Here is a 19,393-nt window from a genome sequence, read left to right on the forward strand (position 1 = left end):
GCACGCGCGGCGGCGCCTGCCGTCCGGCGGACCAGGCCGCGCCGCCGGGCGCAAAGCATTGTCCGGCAAGACTTTCAGCGAGGCTGCAATGCGCCCGTTGAACGGTTTGGATAATTCATTTCAATATCGGGATCATTTTGATGCGTTGCACACAAAGTCGTCCGGAACGATATGAATTTACCGCAGTGCGGGACCGGATTTACCTGATACAAGAAAAATGCCAGGTATAAGCGCGTTCGTATTTACCCGTATTTTTTCCGTGCGGGCCGGGCGCCCGTGGCAGCGGGGCCGCAGGGCGTTTTCTCCGTGTTTTCCGTGTTTTCACCCGGCTTCATTCAGACCGGTTGCGGGCGCTCGAAATAATCGCGCTGGAAGATGCACATGCGATATGCGTTGTGATATGCACCATTTCCGAAAAATTCTTCCTTCAATTCGGCCTCGTGCTGGAATCCGCATTTCTCGTACACGTGAATTGCCGCCGCATTCGACGTATCGACGATCAGGTACAGCTTGCGCATGTTCAATACCTTGAACGCATATTCGATCGCGAGACGCGTCGCCTGGCCCGCATAGCCGCGTCCCTGGCATTGGGGCGCGATGATGATCTGGAACTCGCCGCGACGATGGATGTAGTCGAGCTCGATCAGCTCGACGAGGCCGACCAGTTCGTCCTGCGGATCGACCGCGACGAAGCGGCGCTCGCGCTGGTCGTGCACGTGGCGGTCATACAGCTGCGACAGTTCGGAGAAGGTTTCGTACGGCTCCTCGAACCAGTAGCGCATGATCTTCGCGTCGTTGTTCAGCTCGTGGACGAAGCGCAGGTCCTGGCGCTCCAGCGGCCGCAGTGCAAGTGTGTGCTTGTCGTTCTGGAGTTGCATGTTCGTGTCCTTTTTAATGCCCGCGCGCGCGTGAACCCCCGTGCGGCGCCGCCGCGAACGGGGACGCGTTCCGCGCCGTAACAAGTTGACCCGCGGGAGAAGTTCAGAGCCTAGAATGGGAACAAGGGTTCCTGCCGCCGCAAGGAGGCTATCGTGATCGAGCAAGTCATACTCGGCATCTTCCTCGTGCTGCCACTCGTGATCGTGGCTGCGCTGTTCTCCGACGAACTGTGGCAGGAACATCGGCGCCAGCATCCGCGCGACGAAAACGCACCGCATATCGACTGGAAGCATCCGTGGCGCCGGGTGCGACGCGGGCACTGAGTCGATCGCCATCCCGGCACGGCACCCGTCCGTGCGGGTCGCCCCGAACGCTGCAACCGCCTTTTGCCAGAACCGATTCCCGCTCAACCCGCGAGACGCCGACGTGAACGACAAACCCGCTCTCCCTGCACACGACATCCCCAACGAAACGATCGACCTGCAGATCGCCGACGTGCTGGCGGCCGTCCGCTACCCGGCGAACAAGGATGCGATCGTCGACGCTGCACGCGACGCCGGCGCAAGCAACGAAGTGCTGTCGATGCTCGACGGCTTGCCCGAACAGGATTACGCGGACGTCAATGCCGTCACGCGCTGGGTCGCCGGCAACTTCGGCCCCGGCCTCGGTATTTGAGCGCGCACGAATAACACGGTAGGATCGGCCCGCACCGGCCATGCTGCGGCCGGATACAAGCCGCCCGGCGCCAAGACCGGGCGTGACCGCACGAGCGCCCGGGGGAATCCATGGAAGGTATTCTGATCCAGCATACGACGCGTCGTCAGCTGTGGTTCGGCGCGCTGACGGCACTCGTCATCGTGCTCGCGCTCGGGATCGCCGTGCCGCACGCGAACGTCGCGCTGCCGGCCGTCGAGCCGTTCATGCCGATGTGCGCGCTGACCGTGTTCACCACCGCGAGCATCGCCGCGTTCTTCCTCGGCGCGCAGTTCACCGTCACGCGCCAGCCCGTGCTCGGTGCGCTCGGCGGCGCCTACGCATTCACCGCGCTCGCCGTCGCGCTGCAGCTGCTCACCTTTCCCGGCGTGTTCGCGCCGCACGGCCTGCTCGGCGCGCGCCCGCAAAGCGCCGCGTGGATTTGGGTCTTCTGGCATGCCGGCTTTCCATGCTTCGTGATGGCCGCGCTGCTCGCGCGCGAGCGGCTCACGCGTGCGCCGGTCGGCGCGGCGCAGACGCGCTGGTGGACCCTCGCGCTGGTCGGCGGCCCGGCCATCGCGGCCGCGCTGCTGTGCATGCTCGCGCTGAACGTTGCGCTGCCGCCCGCGCTCCATCCGCCGGGCGATGCGGCCGTGCTGCCCGTCAACGGGATCGCGCTGGTCGTATGGATCCTCAACGCGCTCGCGCTCGTTGCGGTGCTGGCCTCCGGCCGGCTGCGCACGACGCTCGACCTGTGGCTCGCGATCGCGGTGCTCGCCTGCCTCACCGACACGACGCTGAACCTGCTGACCACGAACCGCTTCACGATCGGCTGGTATCTCGCGCGCGTGTTCAGCATGTTCACGCCCGGCGTGCTGGTGTGCGTGCTCGCGTGGGAAGTGACGAAGCTGTATCAGCAGCTGTTCGAGGCGCATGCGACGCTGGTTCGATCTTCCGCGCGCGACGGGCTGACCGGTGCATTCAACCGCAGCCACTTCAACGATCACTTCCACACGCTGTTCCTGCAGGCGCGGCGGCAGGGCGAATCGCTGTCGCTGCTGATGGTCGACGTCGATCACTTCAAGGCATACAACGACGCTTTCGGTCACGTGAAGGGCGATGCGTGCCTGATCGGCGTCGCGAATGCGCTGGCCGGCGCGGTGCGGCGTCCCGCGGATATCGTCGCGCGCTACGGCGGCGAGGAGTTTGCGATCGTGCTGCCGAACACCGGTGCGCGCGGGGCGCGGGTCGTGGCCGAGGAAGCGCGCGAAGCGGTGCTGCGGCTCGATCTCGCGATGCCTGCGTCGCCCGCGGGGCGCGTGAGCGTCAGCGTCGGCTGTGCGACCGTGTCGGCCGACGACCTGTCGACACCCGATGCGTTGATCGAAGCCGCCGATGCCGCGCTGTACCGCGCGAAGGATGCGGGGCGAAACCGGGTCGCCGCGGCGTGAAAACGTCTGCGGATTGGGAATTTGTTACGGTCATTGTGACCGGAATAATCCGCCGTTACGGATTGCGGCACCGGGAAACGATCGCTTACAGCCGGTGTTGACGGCGCTCGCTATGCTGGGTTCATGTCGAATCCGAGCAGGTGAACGCGATGAAGAAAACCCTTTTGCTGATTGCCGGTGTGGCCGTGCTGCTGAGCGGCTGCATCGTGGTGCCGGATGGCGGCGGGTATTACGGTGGTGGCGGGTATTACCATCATCATCGGCATTGGGATTGATGGCGGTTGCGGGTTCGAATGCATCGACGAGCAGCCACGTCGATGCAGCATCCACGGCCCGGGTCGCAGCTTGACCGGGCTCCGCGTGCGCCAGAGAGAGCGCAGCCCGCGTTTCGTCATGAAGACGTTCGAGCCGCGCTCCTTTTTCCCGGCCTTGGCCACTGTCACTTCCCGATACAGAATCTGCTGAAAATCACCCCCAGCAGATCATCCGAAGTGAACTCCCCGGTAATCGCATTGAGCTGCTCCTGCGCGAGCCGCAGCTCCTCCGCGAACAGATCGAGCGATTGCGCGCGCTGCTCCGCATGATCGGCCGCCTGAGCCAGATGTTCCTGCGCCGACCGCAGCGCGATCAGATGCCGCTCGCGCGCCAGATAAACGCCTTCGGCACCCGCCTGCCACCCCGCGATCCGCAGCAACTCCGCACGCAGCATGTCGATCCCGTCGCCGCGCTTCGCCGACAGGTGCACCTCGGTCAGATCGCCTTCCACCGCCGGATGCTCGACGCACGCCTGCACACCGGTGAGATCCGTCTTGTTCAGCACGCGCACCACCGGCACGCCGCCCGGGAACCGCGCCGCGATCGTCTCGTCGTCCGCCGTCATCCCCGTGCGCGAATCGAGCAGATGCAGCACGACGTCCGCGCGCTCGATCTCGCTCCACGTGCGTGCAATCCCGATCCGCTCGACCTCGTCCTCCGTCTCGCGCAGCCCGGCCGTATCGATGATGTGCAGCGGAATCCCTTCGACCTGGATCGTCTGCGCGACCTTGTCGCGCGTCGTGCCGGCGATCGGCGTGACGATCGCCAGCTCCGCGCCGGCGAGCGCATTCAGCAGCGACGACTTGCCGACGTTCGGCTGCCCTGCCAGCACGACCGACAGCCCCTCGCGCAGCAGCGCGCCCTGCCGCGCATCGCCGAGCACGTGCGCGAGTTGCTCGCGGATCTTCGCGAGCTTGCCGCGCGCATCGGCCGCCTCCAGGAAGTCGATTTCCTCTTCCGGGAAATCGAGCGTCGCCTCGACCAGCATCCGCAGCGTGATCACGTCCTCGACGAGCGCGTGGATCTGCCGCGAGAACGCGCCGTCGAGCGAGCGCCCGGCCGAGCGCGCCGCCGCCTCGGTGCTCGCCTCGATCAGGTCGGCGACGGCCTCGGCCTGCGCGAGGTCGAGCTTGTCGTTCAGGAACGCGCGCCGCGTGAACTCGCCCGGCTCCGCGAGCCGCAGCCCGAAGCTGCGCCCCGCATCGAGGCAGCGCTGCAGCAGCAACTGCATCACGATCGGCCCGCCATGCCCCTGCAGTTCCAGCACGTGCTCACCGGTGTACGAATGCGGCGCGGGGAAATACAGCGCGATTCCGCGGTCGAGCGGCGCGCCGTGCTCGTCGAGGAACGGCACGTAGCTCGCATGGCGCGGCGCGAGCCGCTGCCCGCACAATGCGTCGATCAGCGGCCGCGCAGCCGCCTCGCCGCCTCGCCCGAACGACACGCGGACGACACCGATGCCACCCCGGCCAGCAGCAGTGGCAATGGCGACGATCGGATCGGAATCGATAGCGAGCATGGAATCGGATGAATCGGGTAAGCAGACAGTGAATGGTGCGCCCGTGCAACAGTTCACGCATCGGGACGCCGGCATTGTAGCGTGCCGGCCCGCACGCCACCGGACGCCCCATCGGATTCGAACTCGCCCGAATTTATCCCGACGGAGCTAAGTCGAGTATCAGTGCCGAACCGCTGCGTACTGTCCACTTCGGACGAGTACGCCTGTCGGAGTGGTCCGACGCTGCGGCCCCCAATTCAGCCATACGCTTCACTGCAGGTTGGGATTCGTCTGAATAGGCTATGTTTATCTTGGATGGTTGTCTGAGACGCGTCGGTGAAATTGCACAATCACCCCCATGCCGACACCCGAAGAAAAAGCAGCGTTCTCGGAACGCCTGAAATTCGCCTTGCGGCGCAGCCCGGAGAAGGTCACCGGTGCGACGGAGCTCGCGAACCGATTCAATCTGCGTCACCGCGGTGCGCAGCCGGTTTCGCCGCAAACCGCGCACAAATGGCTGACGGGCCGCACGATTCCGACGCCGGACAAACTCGAAACGCTCGCCGAGTGGTTGCGCGTCGAACTGCATTGGCTGCATTACGGCCCGTCGCCGAGCGTGACCGAACATACGACCCCGCAACCGCTGCCGCGCGACGAGCGCTATCCGCCGACGCCCGAGACGATCGAACTCGCGTCGAAGATCGAGGCGCTGCCGCCGCATCAGCGCTACCTCGTTCAGGAACTGATCGAGCAGTTCTACGGCGGTGACGCGAAAATCGAAGCGAAGAAGGCCTGAACGGCAGCGGCCAAGCTCCGCACGCGCCGCCCGCCGGAAACGAAAAAGCCGCATGGATCGCACCATGCGGCTTTTTTACGTGCATCGCGGGCGGCTGGCCGCCCGCGTGTGCCACGGGCGTCAGGCCGGTTTCTTGGCCCCGCCGAGCTTGCGCGTGATGTAGTACTGCTGCGCGATCGACAGCACGTTGTTTACAACGTAGTACAGCACCAGGCCGGCCGGGAAGAAGAAGAACATCACCGAGAACGCGATCGGCATGAACTTCATCATCTTCGCCTGGACCGGGTCCGGCGGCGTCGGGTTCAGGCTCGTCTGCACGAACATCGACACGGCCATCAGCACCGGCAGGATGAAGAACGGATCGCGCTGCGACAGGTCATGAATCCACAGAATCCACGGCGCGCCGCGCATTTCGACCGAGGCAAGCAGCACCCAGTACAGCGAGATGAACACCGGGATCTGGATCACGACCGGCAGGCAGCCGCCGAACGGATTGACCTTCTCGGTCTTGTACAGCTCCATCAGCGCGGCATTCATCTTCTGCGGATCGCTCTTGAAGCGTTCGCGCAGCGCCTGCATGCGCGGCGTGATTTCCTTCATGCGCGCCATCGACTTGTAGCTCGCGGCCGACAGCGGGAAAAACACGGCCTTGATCAGCACGGTGAGCAGCACGATCGCCCAGCCCCAGTTGCCGACGAGCCCGTGGATCTTCTCGAGCAGCCAGAACAGCGGCTTCGCGATGATCGTCACCCAGCCGTAGTCCTTCACGAGCTCCAGGCCCGGCGCGATGCCTTCGAGCATGCGCTCTTCTTCCGGGCCGGCGAACAGGCGTGCCTGCACGTCGGCCGACTGGCCCGGCGCGATCGCGGCGACCGGCTGCTTCACGCCGACGCGATACAGCGTCGGATCGATCTTCTCGGCGTAGATGTCGCGCTTCGCGCCCTGCTGCGGAATCCAGGCCGACGCGAAGTAGTGCTGCACCATCGCGACCCAGCCGTTGTCGGCCGACTTCTCGAAGTTCGCCTTGTTCTTGTCGAGGTCGCTGAAGTCGATCTTCTGGAAGTGCTTCGTGTCCGTGTAGACCGCCGGCCCGAGGAACGTATGCGAGAACATCGGCGTTTCGACGGCCGTGTTGTCGCGCACCAGTTCCATGTAGACCGTCGGCGTGACAGGCGCCGTGCCGACGTTGTCGATCTTGGTGTCGACGCCGATCACATAGCTGCCGCGCGTGAACGTGTAGGTCTTCACGACCTTCACGCCGCCCTTCACCGGCGATTCGAACGACAGCTTCAGCGTGTTCTGGTCGCCCGTCAGCGACGTCGGGCCCGCATTGACCTGCGTGTAGACGTCGTTGTGGTTCGGGAAGTCGCCGCCGAGCAGGCCCGAGCGCGCGAGGTACGTGTGGCCGGCCGTGTGGTCGAACAGCGTGATGTACAGGTCGGGCTGCTTGCCGTCGCCCTGCTTCTTCAGCGTCAGCTTCGCGAGCGTGCCGCCGCGCGTGTCGATTTCGCCGTCATACACGTCGGTCGAGAACTTCACGAGCTGCGCTTGCGCGGCCGGAGCCGTCGTCGACGGCGCGGTGCCGGCTGCAGCGGCAGGCACGTCACCTGCCGGCGTCGTCGCGCCCGTGCCCGAAGCCCCGCCTGCCGCGGCCGCGGGGGCCGTCTGCGTGGCGCTCGGGAAGAACATCGACGGGCGTCCATGGTCGCGCTGCCAGTTGTCGTACAGCATGACAGCGGACATGAAGAAGATCACCCATAGGACGGTGCGTTTGATATCCATGCGTTGTCTCAGAGTCGATGGGACCGCGCGTCGGCTTCGCCGCGAGCGCGAGTGTCGGAGTTGGGCGGCGGGACGAGGTCGATGCCGCCCGCGGAAAACGGATGGCATCGGCACACGCGCCTGACGGCGAGATACGTGCCGCGCGCGGCGCCATGATACTGGATTGCCTCGCGCGCGTAATCCGAACAGGAAGGATAAAAACGGCAACGGTTGCCGAGCATCGGGCTCACGGCAACCTTGTAGAAGCGCAGCAAGGCGATCAATACCGTTTCCATACCTTGGGCGGCGCCGTTCGACGCCGCGTCAAAACCGGCCGGGCAGGCGCGAACGCCGCACCGGGCACGGATGCGTCACTCGGACGCGGGCTTCGACGCGCGGCGGGCGATCTCCCGGACTGCCCTGTCGAGCAGTTCGCGGATTTCGGCCGCACACATCGCCGCGAGCGGGGCGGAAGCCGCGCTCGGCAGCGCTTTCTTGTCGAAGCGCGTGTGCTGCCGCAGCAGCAGGTCGTAACCGGCGAACTCGGCCCGGCGCAAGCGAAACGCATCGCGCGCCAGCCGCTTCACGAGATTACGGGTTACCGCACGCGGCGCATACTTCTTGCCGATGACGAGCCCCAAACGCGCGGGCTGGCCGGTCGGCTTGCCGTAGATCACGAAGTGCGCGGAGCGCCGCCAGGGGCGCAAACGAAAAACGGATGAAAATTCATCCGTTTTCAGAAGTCGCGCAGCTTTCGGGAAGGCGGCTTTCGTCTGCGACGGATTCGCACCCGGCTCGACGGTACCTTCCGCAGGACTGCGGACGGCGGACACAGCGCGCAACCTGCCTTAGATGGCGAGGCGCTTGCGGCCCTTCGCGCGGCGAGCGTTGATGACCTTGCGGCCACCTGCCGTCTTCATGCGGACACGGAAGCCATGGGTGCGCTTGCGGCGCGTCACGGACGGTTGGTAAGTACGTTTCATGATGTTCTCACTTGTTCGAGAATGTCGAAATTCAGGGGACCGCGTGCCCTTAACCGGAGGCATTCGGGCGAACGCAATCGCCGGGAATACAGGATTGGTTTTCGCGGAACCCGCTATTTAAACCGTTTTTCTCTTGACGGTCAATACTTTAGGAGTCGTCCGCCTGTGCCGGCCCCGGCCGATCCGGCCCCGCGACCCACAATCACAGCCTGTGGATAAGTCCCGCTGTGGCCGCGTTTGGCGTTAGAATCTCGCCTTATCTCCAAGAATCCCGCACGCCGCTTCGGCTCGCGCCTGCCCCTCCACGACCGTGACGCAGGCGTCCGACGCACGCTCGCACGACCGCTTCGGGCCTTGTTGCGCCACCGCGACAAGGGCGCCGGCGAGCCGCGCTGTGCACGCAAAAAACGACAGTTACTTGATGAACGATTTCTGGCAACACTGTTCCGCACTGCTGGAGCGCGAGCTGACGCCCCAGCAGTACGTGACGTGGATCAAACCCTTGGCCCCGGTGGCCTTCGATGCGTCGGCGAACACGCTGTCCATCGCCGCGCCGAACCGCTTCAAGCTGGACTGGGTCAAGAGCCAGTTTTCGGGCCGCATCTCCGATCTGGCCCGAGATTTCTGGAACGCGCCGATCGAAGTCCAGTTCGTCCTCGATCCGAAGGCCGGCATGCGCAGCGCGGCGGCCGCCGCGCCGGCCGCCCCGCGCGCGCCGCTGGCACCGAGCGGCCCCGCCGCGACGATCGCCGCGATCGCCGCCAACCTGACCGCGAATGCCGCCGCCGCGCCCAGCGCGCCGGCCGACGTGCCAATGACGCCGTCGGCGGCCGCCGCGCACCACCTGAACGCCGACGACGCCGACATCGATCTGCCGAGCCTGCCCGCGCACGAAGCGGCGGCCGGCCGCCGTACCTGGCGCCCGGGCCCCGGTGCCGCCCCCGCGAACGGCGGCGAAGCCGATTCGATGTATGAACGTTCGAAGCTGAACCCCGTGCTCACGTTCGACAACTTCGTGACCGGTAAGGCGAACCAGCTTGCACGCGCCGCCGCGATCCAGGTCGCGGACAACCCCGGCATCTCGTACAACCCGCTGTTCCTGTACGGCGGCGTCGGCCTCGGCAAGACCCACCTGATCCACGCGATCGGCAACCAGCTGCTGCTCGACAAGGCCGGCGCGCGAATCCGCTACATCCACGCGGAGCAATACGTGTCCGACGTGGTGAAGGCATACCAGCGCAAGGCGTTCGACGACTTCAAGCGCTACTACCACTCGCTCGACCTGCTGCTGATCGACGATATTCAATTCTTCTCCGGCAAGTCGCGCACGCAAGAGGAATTCTTCTACGCGTTCGAGGCGCTCGTCGCGAACAAGGCGCAGGTGATCATCACCAGCGACACCTATCCGAAGGAGATTTCGGGCATCGACGATCGCCTGATCTCGCGCTTCGACTCGGGCCTCACCGTCGCGATCGAGCCGCCCGAGCTGGAAATGCGCGTCGCGATCCTGATGCGCAAGGCGCAGTCGGAAGGCGTGAACCTGTCGGAGGACGTCGCGTTCTTCGTCGCGAAGCACCTGCGCTCGAACGTGCGCGAGCTCGAAGGCGCGCTGCGCAAGATCCTCGCGTATTCGAAGTTCCACGGCCGCGAGATCTCGATCGAGCTGACCAAGGAAGCGCTGAAGGACCTGCTGACCGTGCAGAACCGGCAGATTTCGGTCGAGAACATCCAGAAGACCGTCGCCGACTTCTACAACATCAAGGTCGCCGACATGTATTCGAAGAAGCGTCCCGCGAACATCGCGCGGCCGCGGCAGATTGCGATGTACCTGGCGAAGGAACTCACGCAGAAGAGCCTGCCCGAGATCGGCGAGCTGTTCGGCGGGCGTGATCACACCACCGTGCTGCACGCCGTGCGCAAGATCGCCGACGAGCGCAGCAAGGACGCGCAGCTCAACCACGAGCTGCACGTGCTGGAACAGACGCTGAAGGGCTGAGCGCGCGGACCGCGCTTGATCATTCGGCCTCCGCCCCAATTTAAGGGGGGCGGTTCGGTTTTGAGGCACAATACTGGTTTGACCGCCCCGGTGGTGGCGGGCCAAGAGCCCGGCCGGCGGGGCGCTGCGAGGCTGCTGCGCTGCAGGCCGTTACTCAACGAAGGAACTCTATGCAACTGGTCAAGACCGAACGAGACACCCTCCTCAGGCCGCTGCAAACGGTCAGCGGCATCGTCGAACGCCGCCATACGTTGCCGATCCTTGCCAACCTGCTGATCACCAAGAACGGCCCGGACGTTTCGTTCCTGTCGACCGACCTGGAGCTGCAGATCACCACGCGCGCCGATTTCGGCGTCGGCGGCGACCAGGTGGCCACCACCGTCGCGGCCCGCAAGCTGCTCGACATCCTGCGCGCGATGCCTGACGGCCAGGTCACGCTGTCGCTCGCCGACAAGCGCCTCACCGTTCAATCGGGCAAGAGCCGCTTCGCACTGCAGACGCTCGCGGCCGACGAATTCCCGACCGTCGCGCAGGCGAAGGATTTCGGCGCGACCCTGACCGTCCCGCAGAAGTCGTTCCGCCAGCTGCTCGGCATGGTGCACTTCGCAATGGCGCAGCAGGACATCCGCTACTACCTGAACGGCATGCTGCTCGTCGTCGACGGCGACCAGCTGATGGCCGTGGCCACCGACGGCCACCGCCTCGCGTTCTCGTCGATGAAGCTCGAGGGCGGCACGTTCGGCCGCCAGGAAGTCATCGTGCCGCGCAAGACGATTCTCGAGCTGCAGCGCCTGCTCGAGGACATCGACGACACCGTCACCATCGACATCGCGCAGACCCAGGCCAAGTTCACGTTCGGCCAGGTCGAACTCGTGTCGAAGCTGGTCGAGGGCAAGTTCCCCGACTTCCAGCGCGTGATCCCGAAGGCGCACAAGAACACGTTCGAGATCGGCCGTGAAGAACTGCAGCGTTCGCTGCAACGTGCGGCAATCCTGACCTCGGACAAGTTCAAGGGCGTGCGCTGCATCATCGCGCCGGGCCAGCTGAAGATCATGTCGACCAACGCCGATCAGGAAGAGGCGCAGGAAGAACTGGAAATCGCGTACCAGGGCGATACCGTCGACATCGGCTTCAACGTCACGTATCTGCTCGACGTGCTCGCGAACCTGAAGGTCGACACCGTGCAGGTGAGCCTCGGCGACGCCAGCTCGAGCGCGCTGATTACCGTGCCCGAGAACGACGAGTTCAAGTATGTCGTGATGCCGATGCGCATCTGACGCGCTCGACATCGCAACACACACCAGGGGGCGGCAAGCCCCTTTGGCGTTTTTATGGCGAACCGACAACCCGTCCCTTTGGTGCCTTTTCGGCGCCTCGGACGGGCCAGGAAACTGGAGCGGCCCGGCGATTTCTCTCGCTGAAACGCACCGCGCCGCCACGAGAGTGGCCTCGCAGAACCGGAAGATATCCATGAGTGAACAGCACAATACGCAACCCGATAACAGCAGCTACGGCGCCTCGTCGATCCAGATCCTCGAAGGTCTGGAAGCGGTGCGCAAGCGCCCCGGGATGTACATCGGCGACACGTCGGACGGCACCGGTCTGCACCACCTCGTGTTCGAGGTGCTCGACAACTCGATCGACGAAGCGTTGGCCGGGTACTGCAACGACATCCACGTGACGATTCACGCCGACAACTCGATTTCCGTGACCGACAACGGCCGCGGGATTCCGACCGACGTGAAGATGAACGACAAGCACGAGCCGAAGCGGAGTGCTGCCGAGATCGTGATGACCGAGCTGCATGCTGGGGGGAAGTTCGACCAGAACAGCTACAAGGTTTCGGGTGGGCTGCACGGCGTGGGCGTGTCGTGCGTGAACGCGTTGTCGAGCTGGCTGCGGCTCACGGTGCGCCGTGACGGCAAGAAGCGGTTCATGGAGTTCCATCGCGGGGTTGCGCAGGATCGCGTGCTCGAGACGGTGGACGGCGTCGAAGTGTCGCCGATGCTGGTGACCGGTGACACCGAGAACCGCGGCACCGAAGTGCATTTCATGGCCGATCCGACGATTTTCGGTACGGTTGAATATCACTACGACATCCTCGCGAAGCGGATGCGCGAGCTTTCGTTCCTGAACAACGGTGTGCGGATTCGTTTGACCGACCTGCGTTCGGGCAAGGAAGACGATTTCGCGTTCGCCGGCGGTGTGAAGGGCTTCGTCGAGTACATCAACAAGACGAAGACCAACCTGCACCCGACCATTTTCCACGCCAACGGCGAGAAAGATGGCGTGGGCGTCGAAGTCGCGATGCAGTGGAACGACAGCTACAACGAGAACGTGCTGTGCTTCACGAACAACATTCCGCAACGCGACGGTGGCACGCACCTGACCGGCCTGCGGGCCGCGATGACGCGCGTCATCAACAAGTACATCACCGATAACGAAATCGCGAAGAAGGCGAAGGTCGAGACGACCGGCGACGACATGCGCGAAGGGCTGTCGTGCGTGCTTTCCGTGAAGGTGCCGGAGCCGAAGTTCAGCTCGCAGACGAAGGACAAGCTGGTTTCGTCCGAAGTGCGCGCGCCGGTTGAAGAAGTCGTCGCGAAGGCGCTCGAAGAGTTCCTGCTCGAAACGCCGATCGACGCGAAGATCATCTGCGGGAAGATCGTCGAAGCCGCGCGTGCGCGCGATGCGGCACGGAAGGCGCGTGAGATGACGCGCCGCAAGGGTGTGCTCGACGGCGTCGGCCTGCCGGGCAAGCTCGCGGACTGTCAGGAGAAGGATCCGGCGAAGTGCGAAATCTACATCGTCGAGGGTGACTCCGCAGGTGGGTCGGCGAAGCAAGGTCGTGACCGGAAGTTCCAGGCGATCCTGCCGCTGCGCGGCAAGGTGCTGAACGTCGAGAAGGCGCGCTACGACAAGCTGCTGTCGTCGGAGCAGATCGTCACGCTCGTGACCGCGCTCGGCTGCGGGATCGGCAAGGAAGACTACAACCTCGACAAGCTGCGCTATCACCGCATCATCATCATGACCGATGCCGACGTCGACGGTGCGCACATCCGGACGCTGCTGCTCACGTTCCTCTATCGCCAGATGCCGGACATGATCGAGCGCGGCTATGTGTATATCGCGCAGCCGCCGCTTTACAAGATCAAGGCGGGCAAGGACGAGCGGTATCTGAAGGATGACGTGGAGCTCAACGCGCACATGCTGCGGTTGGCGCTGCAGGGGTCGGAGCTGGTGCCGGGGGCGAATGCGGCGGCGATTTCCGGTGATGCGCTTGGCGAGCTGGCGCGGTCGTATCTGCTGTCGAAGAGCGTGATCGAGCGGTTGAGCCGGTTGTATGACCCGGCCGCGCTGGAAGCGGTCATGGACGGGGTGGCGATCGACCTCTCCAACGAGGCTTCGACCGAAGCTTCGGCGAAGGCGCTGCACGCTGCGTTGCATGACGAGGCTTTGAAGAATGAAGTGCGCGTGGTGCCTTCGTATGACCCGGTTCGCGAACAGCGGTCGCTGCATGTCGAGCGTACGCATCACGGCAACGTGCGGGTTTCGGTCATCGACCAGGAATTCCAGCACACGGCGGATTATCAGCAGCTTGTGACCACCGCGAATACGTTCAAGGGGCTCATCGGGGAAGGTGCAGTCATCAAGCGTGGTGAGCGCAGCATGGCCGTGAGCGACTTCAAGAGCGCGATGAAGTGGCTGCTGGCGGATGCCGAGCGGAACGTTTCGAAGCAGCGGTATAAGGGGCTCGGTGAGATGAACCCCGGGCAGCTGTGGGAAACGACGATGGATCCGGCGGTGCGGCGACTGCTGCGCGTGCAGATCGAAGACGCGATTGCTGCGGATGGGATCTTTACGACCCTCATGGGGGATGATGTCGAGCCGCGGCGGGCGTTTATCGAGTCGAATGCGTTGCGGGCGGGGAATATCGACGTATAACGTCGTAGGACACGTAGGGCGCCAGAGTATGTGCGACTGGCGCCACAGTTTTGCGACTGGGTGACGAAGTTGGTGCGACTTACCTACCTGTCGCGCGCCGAGTTTTGTGAGAGACCAGCGGCAGAATCATGAGCCACAGGTCCGGGGTTCGAGTCCTTGATTCGCCACCAAATTAGCGCAGAGGCCCGTCTTCTCAGGAACACGGGCCTTTTGCCTTGTGCGCGCGGTTAGCCACTTATTGAGCCATCCGTCCGATGCACAAGCTGCCCCCTTGTTCAAATTGCGCCACGGCGTGTTCTATCTCTGGCTCGCTCGCGGCGGCCAGGAGGTCAAGTGCTCGCTGCGCACGAAAGACTTCCGACAAGCTAGACTGTTGGCGCTGGCGAGCCTTCGACTTGACCAGTTGCAACGCAAGGGCGACGTTTGGTTCTTCGATATCCAGAAAGCGAAGAACGCGAACTCACAGCGCCAGATTCCCCTTCCCCGGGTCGTTGTCGAATCCGGCTTTCTGGCCTACGTCGAAGACTTGCGCGAGCGCGGCGCGACCCAGCTCTTTCCAGAACTCAAACCAGGGGCGAACGGATACGGGAAAAACGTCACTCGCAGGTTCGCCGACTATCTCGACGAGCGCAAGATAACGGATGACGGCAAAGTCTTCCACTCGTTCCGGCATACGTTCATAAGCAGGATGACCGAGCTCAATGTCCACCCCTCAATGTTGATGGCGCTCGTGGGACACTATGACCAATCAAAAGTTGATTTTAGTTCCCCCTATTTCGTGAACTACCAACACGCGAAGCCACTGGTGGAGCTCAAGGCGGCCATCGATCGATTTGACATTGAGACGCCGATTTGTCTTTAAACGCCGACGGGCCGGAGTCTCTGCGGGATCGAGGATAGAATTCACAATCCGGGCGGGACGAGCCGGCTCGGAAAATACTGCGCGCAACGTCAGCGATTTTTCAATCGGCCAACTCTGCGGCCGGCTCCCTCGGAAAACAGCATGTCCGAATTTAAGCTCACTGCGGAAATCATCGCAAGATCAAAGGCGAATACCTGGAACCTCGCGAAAACCGAATGGTCGTTGGCCGAAGTCTACGAGGCCGAGGAACCGGAGACGTGTCTCTGTGGCCACTTTCCCATCATCGAAATATGCACCCTGAAAAATCGCGTCACAGGACAAACGGCTGATGTGGGCAACTGCTGCGTCAAACGTTTTATCGGACTGCCCTCTGACAAGATTTTCCAGGCGGTCAAACGGGTTCGCAAAGACCCCAGCAAGTCGCTCAATGGGGAAGCTATCGCCCACGCTTTTGAAAAGGCATGGATCAATGAGTGGGAGCGCGATTTCTATTTGAAAATCATGCGGAAACGCGTTCTGACCAGCAAGCAAAGCGAAAAAAAGATTCAAATAAACGAAAAGATAGCCATGCGCATGCAGCGGCCGAAGACTTGACGCAGGCCCAAGCGCTGGGCAGGGTAAACAGGGAGCTAATCGCCAAGGCAAGCGACATCCCTCCGGCTTTCGAGGAGATATAATTAGAAGGCTCATGCTTGAAAAGTAAAGAACATGCAAGGGCGTTTCGAGGCTCCGCATCCGTCGTAACGGCGCTCCGGTGTGCCTTTGCGAAGCCTACATGGTGCGAGACGCCGAATTGGCCTCTAGTTGCCGGATGAATGGCGCATAACTACTTGGACGAGTTCGCCGGACTAACCCGAGCGTTCACGATCGTATACCGAATCACGGATGACAGCGGCGACTCTTGGACCGCGCGCTTCAATCGTTTCAAAACCCTAAAATTGCGCGCCCGAAAGGATCATAAAAAGCTGTTCGACTCAACGTTGGTATTGGCGCACAGCTTGCAAGGCGCAAAATTCGCAAACGCACCATGATGAAATTTCCAATTTCGTGGAAAGCCAACAAGCGTGACTGCGACGGGGGCGGCGATGAAAGAACATCAAGCCAAAAGCGAGCATCTGACCATCTACTTGGCCAAAGATTCAACACTTCGTGACGAGCAGATCATTGACACCAGTGCGGCGAAACGCCCGGTCGATCTGAAAATCGCGTCCGGAAGCGCCCGTTTATACGTCAAGAAGGTGCCTCCTCTCACAAAGCCCGCCTGGTCCAAGTTTTTGATCGATGGTCAGGAAGTGCCTGACGGCCTGTTTGAGGGACGAAGATCAGAAGGCGCCGTTTTGATTTTCCGCAACGACGAGGCAGCCTTCGCCCTGACCTTCGGAACGGGCTTCCATATGGTCGACCTTGACCACGTCGTGCGCGACTTTGGTCTGCGCGTGGCGCTCAGCGCTTCCGATCCAGACAGGTTGCGTAGCTTGGACAAGGCGAGCTACGAGTCAAATCCCTTAAATACGAGAAGCCAAAGCCCGAGGGACGCCGACATTTTCGATTTGCTCATCAACACTGAAACTGACCTAATTTACGCCATTACAGGGACATCGACGGAACCCTTGTTCGGCAGCCACGTTACGGGGCGAGATGCTCTGACCATCTCGCCGGAAATCACACTCGATGACCTGCCAACCGTGCTCGCCGAAGCCGTTCGCCGTTACGAACGAGGCTTGCCAGAGCGGTTCGCGTGGGTCGATGATCTACGGCGCGAAAAGGACAGCGACACGCTGCAAATCCTCGACATGGAGCTCTCGTCGATCCTGCAAGCGGACCACCTTCCCGACAATGTGTGGCTGGGCGAGCCGGAGATCGTCGACTGGGAGTCGCAGATCGGTTATTCGTTCGATTTGCGCGAGCGCACGCTCATCCACAAGACCCTCCAACTGCCGACGTTGCTTGAATACATGACCGAGCACGGGGACGACCCGACGGTTGAGGCTCTGAAAAGGCACCACGTCTATGCCATCGACGACCGATTCACGCCGCTCAAAAAATGGTCGGCCTATCGGTGCCTGTATGCCGAAATCGCCAACGGAGAGCAAACATACATTCTTCGCAACGGCGATTGGCACGAGGTCAAGCAAAGCTTTATCGAGCGAGTGAATGGGCAGCTCTCAACGCTTGAAGTCGACAAGATCGAGATGCCCCTTTTCAAGCATGTCAGCGAAGCCGCATACAACGAGAGCGTGGCGGCAGACTCCGCCGCATATGAACTGCTCGACCGAAAGACGGTTCCGTTTGGCGGCGCTTACGACAAAATCGAGTTTTGCGACTTGGTCCGGGACGGCCGGGACCTGATCCACGTGAAGATCTACAAAAACTCGGCGACGCTGAGCCATCTGTTTGCCCAAGGCAGCGTGGCGGCTGAAACGTTCGTTGCTGACGAAATCTTTCGAACAAAGCTAAACGATCGACTGCCCGCCCGGATCAAGCTTTCCGATCCCTCCGTTAAGCCCAAAGCGGGCAATTATCGGATCGTCTATGCCGTCGTCACCACAAAGGATCTTCCACAAGCGTTGCCGTTCTTTTCAAGAGTGACCCTAAAGAACGCAATCGCAACCCTGAGCGCTCTTGGGTTCGCCGTCGCCATCGCAAAAATCCAGTTCGACGCTGAATTTCTTAACACCACATCATGCAAGCCATCGCGCAGAACGCGCGCAGCGGTGCCTGAACTGGCTAAAATCCCACCTGGCAAGCACAGAAAATCCGAGCCGCCCACCGCGCCGCCGCCGTGAAACGAAAACGAACGCCCACACCCCAGCATTTCCCGGCGCTCTTCGCTGCTCGGATATCGGCGGCGGCCACCAAGTCAGGTCTGATGTCTCAGTTTTCGCGAAGCGAGTAATTACGTGGAGCGGCTCGTCGGTCCACTTTTTATACCGACTCTGGCCGGACATCGGGTACGGTATACAGGTGTAGCGTCGACGAGCTCCGCAATGAGAAAGCACAGTGGATGACGCTAACCGAGGTGCGATCAACCCTGAAAATTTCGCGCAGGCGCGCTCATACTTTGGTCCGTTCCGGCGCACTAAGGCCGATCGGGGGACCATCAGTTGACGGTTCTACCGTATGGAAGTTTTCTGCGACAGAAGTGATGTCGATGATTGCACCAACATTCATGGCAAGGTCGACCGGCGAGCACCCGTTGGTCGGTATGGAAGGCAGCCAGAACGCAGGCGGGAAATGGAAAACATGAACTCAGATGGTCTGCATCCATGCGAGTTGCTGAGGACGATTGACACGCTTTATGAGCCCGACGTCCGACATGGATATTTTCCCCGGTTCGACAGCACCATTGGAAATTTCCAGCCATGTAGCGCAGCCGAGCATCTCGAGGAGGTAGCATCGTTCGCTCTCAGCGCAAACGTGCCTCAGTCGATTCGAATCCACTTCGAGACTGCAAAAAATCTCTACGCGTACGCATGGTTCGTCTATCGCTTCTATCCTGTGGCAGAACAGCAAGCACTGACATCGTTGGAGTTTGCGCTACGCGAGCGGCTAGCCGCCGGGATTGGGCAATCGTTTCCGGCCGCGGCCAAACTACCGCGTGGTCTGAGCAGATTGCTTAAAGAAGCACTTGAGCGAGGAGCGATATCGAACGATAGATTTTCGTGGACGAGGGAACGAGCACTGCGGCGTGCCAGACAGCGAGCCGAATTCGAACAAATTCAAGCCATGCAGCGCTCCGGAGCGACGACTTGCGAGGTCGACCACTCGAATGTTGAACCGTCGCCCGAAGATTTTGACGACTGGATTGACCTATTCATCAACACACTGCCCAAAATTCGAAACATGTACGCGCATGGCTCGAGTGCCCTTCATAACACGGTGTTGCACACATTCGACATCGTCAGCGAGCTGATCAATCAACTATTTGATTCGGCACGGTAGCGAGTCGGTTGCCATTAGCAGTGCAGTAGAAGCAGCGCGCATTGATGAGGCTACCGAAAGCTGCCGAGCGATCAAGTCCCGTTTCTTTCGCCGAGAAACTGTCGCTATGCTTGTCTTCCTTGATTCCGAGTACACCGGCCTTGGCCAACCTACCCCGAAGCTAATCAGTCTAGGGATGGTGACGGAAGACGGACGGTAAGCGGCTAGCCAACCCGTCTTGAGTTTGACCGAGGCGCTTGGGAGTATCGTGTCCACCTAACGAATAAGCGGAC

Annotated in this window: 17 protein-coding genes and 1 pseudogene; 12 read left to right on the forward strand and 6 right to left on the reverse strand. The window is 62.1% G+C overall.

Features of this window, described 5'->3' with window-relative positions; genetic code table 11:
• Positions 1-335: 335 nt before the first annotated feature.
• The gene (gene speG, locus DIE21_RS27600; RefSeq protein ID WP_124500653.1) at positions 336-878 is read right to left on the reverse strand and encodes a spermidine N1-acetyltransferase; all 543 of its coding nucleotides are present in this window, start codon (positions 876-878) and stop codon (positions 336-338) included.
• Between the two features lie 153 nt (positions 879-1,031).
• Here speG and DIE21_RS37355 point away from each other — a divergent pair, with 153 nt between their 5' ends.
• From DIE21_RS37355 to DIE21_RS37935, 4 genes are all read left to right on the forward strand, one after another.
• Entirely contained in the window at positions 1,032-1,202 is a 171-nt protein-coding gene (locus tag DIE21_RS37355; protein WP_006489933.1) for a hypothetical protein, read from the forward strand.
• Between the two features lie 103 nt (positions 1,203-1,305).
• On the forward strand, positions 1,306-1,554 hold the full coding sequence (locus DIE21_RS27605; protein WP_124500654.1) for a DUF2795 domain-containing protein: 249 nt from the start codon (positions 1,306-1,308) through the stop codon (positions 1,552-1,554).
• Positions 1,555-1,664: 110 nt separating this feature from the next.
• Positions 1,665-3,023 carry a diguanylate cyclase gene (locus DIE21_RS27610; protein WP_124500655.1) on the forward strand — a complete coding sequence of 453 codons (1,359 nt, stop codon included), beginning with the start codon at positions 1,665-1,667 and terminating at the stop codon, positions 3,021-3,023.
• Between the two features lie 149 nt (positions 3,024-3,172).
• Positions 3,173-3,298, forward strand: a complete 126-nt coding sequence (locus DIE21_RS37935) for a hypothetical protein (protein WP_006750105.1) — start codon at positions 3,173-3,175, stop codon at positions 3,296-3,298.
• A 164-nt stretch (positions 3,299-3,462) separates the two neighbouring features.
• Here the strand turns inward: DIE21_RS37935 and mnmE are convergent, their stop codons facing one another.
• Positions 3,463-4,857 (reverse strand): tRNA uridine-5-carboxymethylaminomethyl(34) synthesis GTPase MnmE, encoded by a 1,395-nt coding sequence (mnmE, locus tag DIE21_RS27615; RefSeq protein ID WP_124500656.1) that lies wholly within the window; start codon positions 4,855-4,857, stop codon positions 3,463-3,465.
• A 337-nt stretch (positions 4,858-5,194) separates the two neighbouring features.
• Here mnmE and DIE21_RS27620 point away from each other — a divergent pair, with 337 nt between their 5' ends.
• Complete coding sequence (locus DIE21_RS27620; RefSeq protein WP_124500657.1) at positions 5,195-5,632, forward strand: helix-turn-helix domain-containing protein; 438 nt, start codon at positions 5,195-5,197, stop codon at positions 5,630-5,632.
• Positions 5,633-5,752: 120 nt separating this feature from the next.
• On the opposite strand, the gene yidC is transcribed toward DIE21_RS27620, so the two are convergent.
• From yidC to rpmH, 4 genes are all read right to left on the reverse strand, one after another.
• Positions 5,753-7,414 carry a membrane protein insertase YidC gene (yidC, locus tag DIE21_RS27625; RefSeq protein WP_124500658.1) on the reverse strand — a complete coding sequence of 554 codons (1,662 nt, stop codon included), beginning with the start codon at positions 7,412-7,414 and terminating at the stop codon, positions 5,753-5,755.
• A gap of 8 nt (positions 7,415-7,422) precedes the next feature.
• On the reverse strand, positions 7,423-7,689 hold the full coding sequence (gene yidD / locus DIE21_RS27630) for a membrane protein insertion efficiency factor YidD (RefSeq protein ID WP_006750110.1): 267 nt from the start codon (positions 7,687-7,689) through the stop codon (positions 7,423-7,425).
• A gap of 75 nt (positions 7,690-7,764) precedes the next feature.
• Entirely contained in the window at positions 7,765-8,226 is a 462-nt protein-coding gene (gene rnpA / locus DIE21_RS27635) for a ribonuclease P protein component (RefSeq protein WP_124500659.1), read from the reverse strand.
• A 15-nt stretch (positions 8,227-8,241) separates the two neighbouring features.
• The gene (rpmH, locus tag DIE21_RS27640) at positions 8,242-8,376 is read right to left on the reverse strand and encodes a 50S ribosomal protein L34 (RefSeq protein ID WP_004198824.1); all 135 of its coding nucleotides are present in this window, start codon (positions 8,374-8,376) and stop codon (positions 8,242-8,244) included.
• Between the two features lie 421 nt (positions 8,377-8,797).
• On the opposite strand from rpmH, the gene dnaA reads away from it, so the two are divergent.
• The 7 genes and pseudogenes from dnaA (at position 8,798) to DIE21_RS27675 (ending at position 19,121) form a co-directional block, all read left to right on the forward strand.
• Entirely contained in the window at positions 8,798-10,372 is a 1,575-nt protein-coding gene (gene dnaA, locus DIE21_RS27645) for a chromosomal replication initiator protein DnaA (protein ID WP_221622400.1), read from the forward strand.
• A gap of 170 nt (positions 10,373-10,542) precedes the next feature.
• Entirely contained in the window at positions 10,543-11,649 is a 1,107-nt protein-coding gene (gene dnaN / locus DIE21_RS27650) for a DNA polymerase III subunit beta (RefSeq protein WP_006756934.1), read from the forward strand.
• 193 nt (positions 11,650-11,842) lie between these two features.
• A complete protein-coding gene (gene gyrB / locus DIE21_RS27655) occupies positions 11,843-14,317 on the forward strand; it encodes a DNA topoisomerase (ATP-hydrolyzing) subunit B (protein WP_124500661.1) in 2,475 nt (824 codons plus the stop codon).
• 364 nt (positions 14,318-14,681) lie between these two features.
• A pseudogene (locus DIE21_RS27660) lies at positions 14,682-15,179 on the forward strand (tyrosine-type recombinase/integrase); the annotation flags it as partial.
• Positions 15,180-15,320: 141 nt separating this feature from the next.
• Positions 15,321-15,773 carry a hypothetical protein gene (locus DIE21_RS27665; protein ID WP_124500662.1) on the forward strand — a complete coding sequence of 151 codons (453 nt, stop codon included), beginning with the start codon at positions 15,321-15,323 and terminating at the stop codon, positions 15,771-15,773.
• A gap of 491 nt (positions 15,774-16,264) precedes the next feature.
• Positions 16,265-17,965 carry a TIGR04141 family sporadically distributed protein gene (locus tag DIE21_RS27670; RefSeq protein WP_124500663.1) on the forward strand — a complete coding sequence of 567 codons (1,701 nt, stop codon included), beginning with the start codon at positions 16,265-16,267 and terminating at the stop codon, positions 17,963-17,965.
• Positions 17,966-18,299: 334 nt separating this feature from the next.
• Entirely contained in the window at positions 18,300-19,121 is an 822-nt protein-coding gene (locus DIE21_RS27675; RefSeq protein WP_221622401.1) for a hypothetical protein, read from the forward strand.
• The last annotated feature ends 272 nt before the right edge of the window (positions 19,122-19,393 follow it).

This window comes from Burkholderia sp. Bp9140 (assembly GCF_003853425.1).
Taxonomy (GTDB): domain Bacteria; phylum Pseudomonadota; class Gammaproteobacteria; order Burkholderiales; family Burkholderiaceae; genus Burkholderia.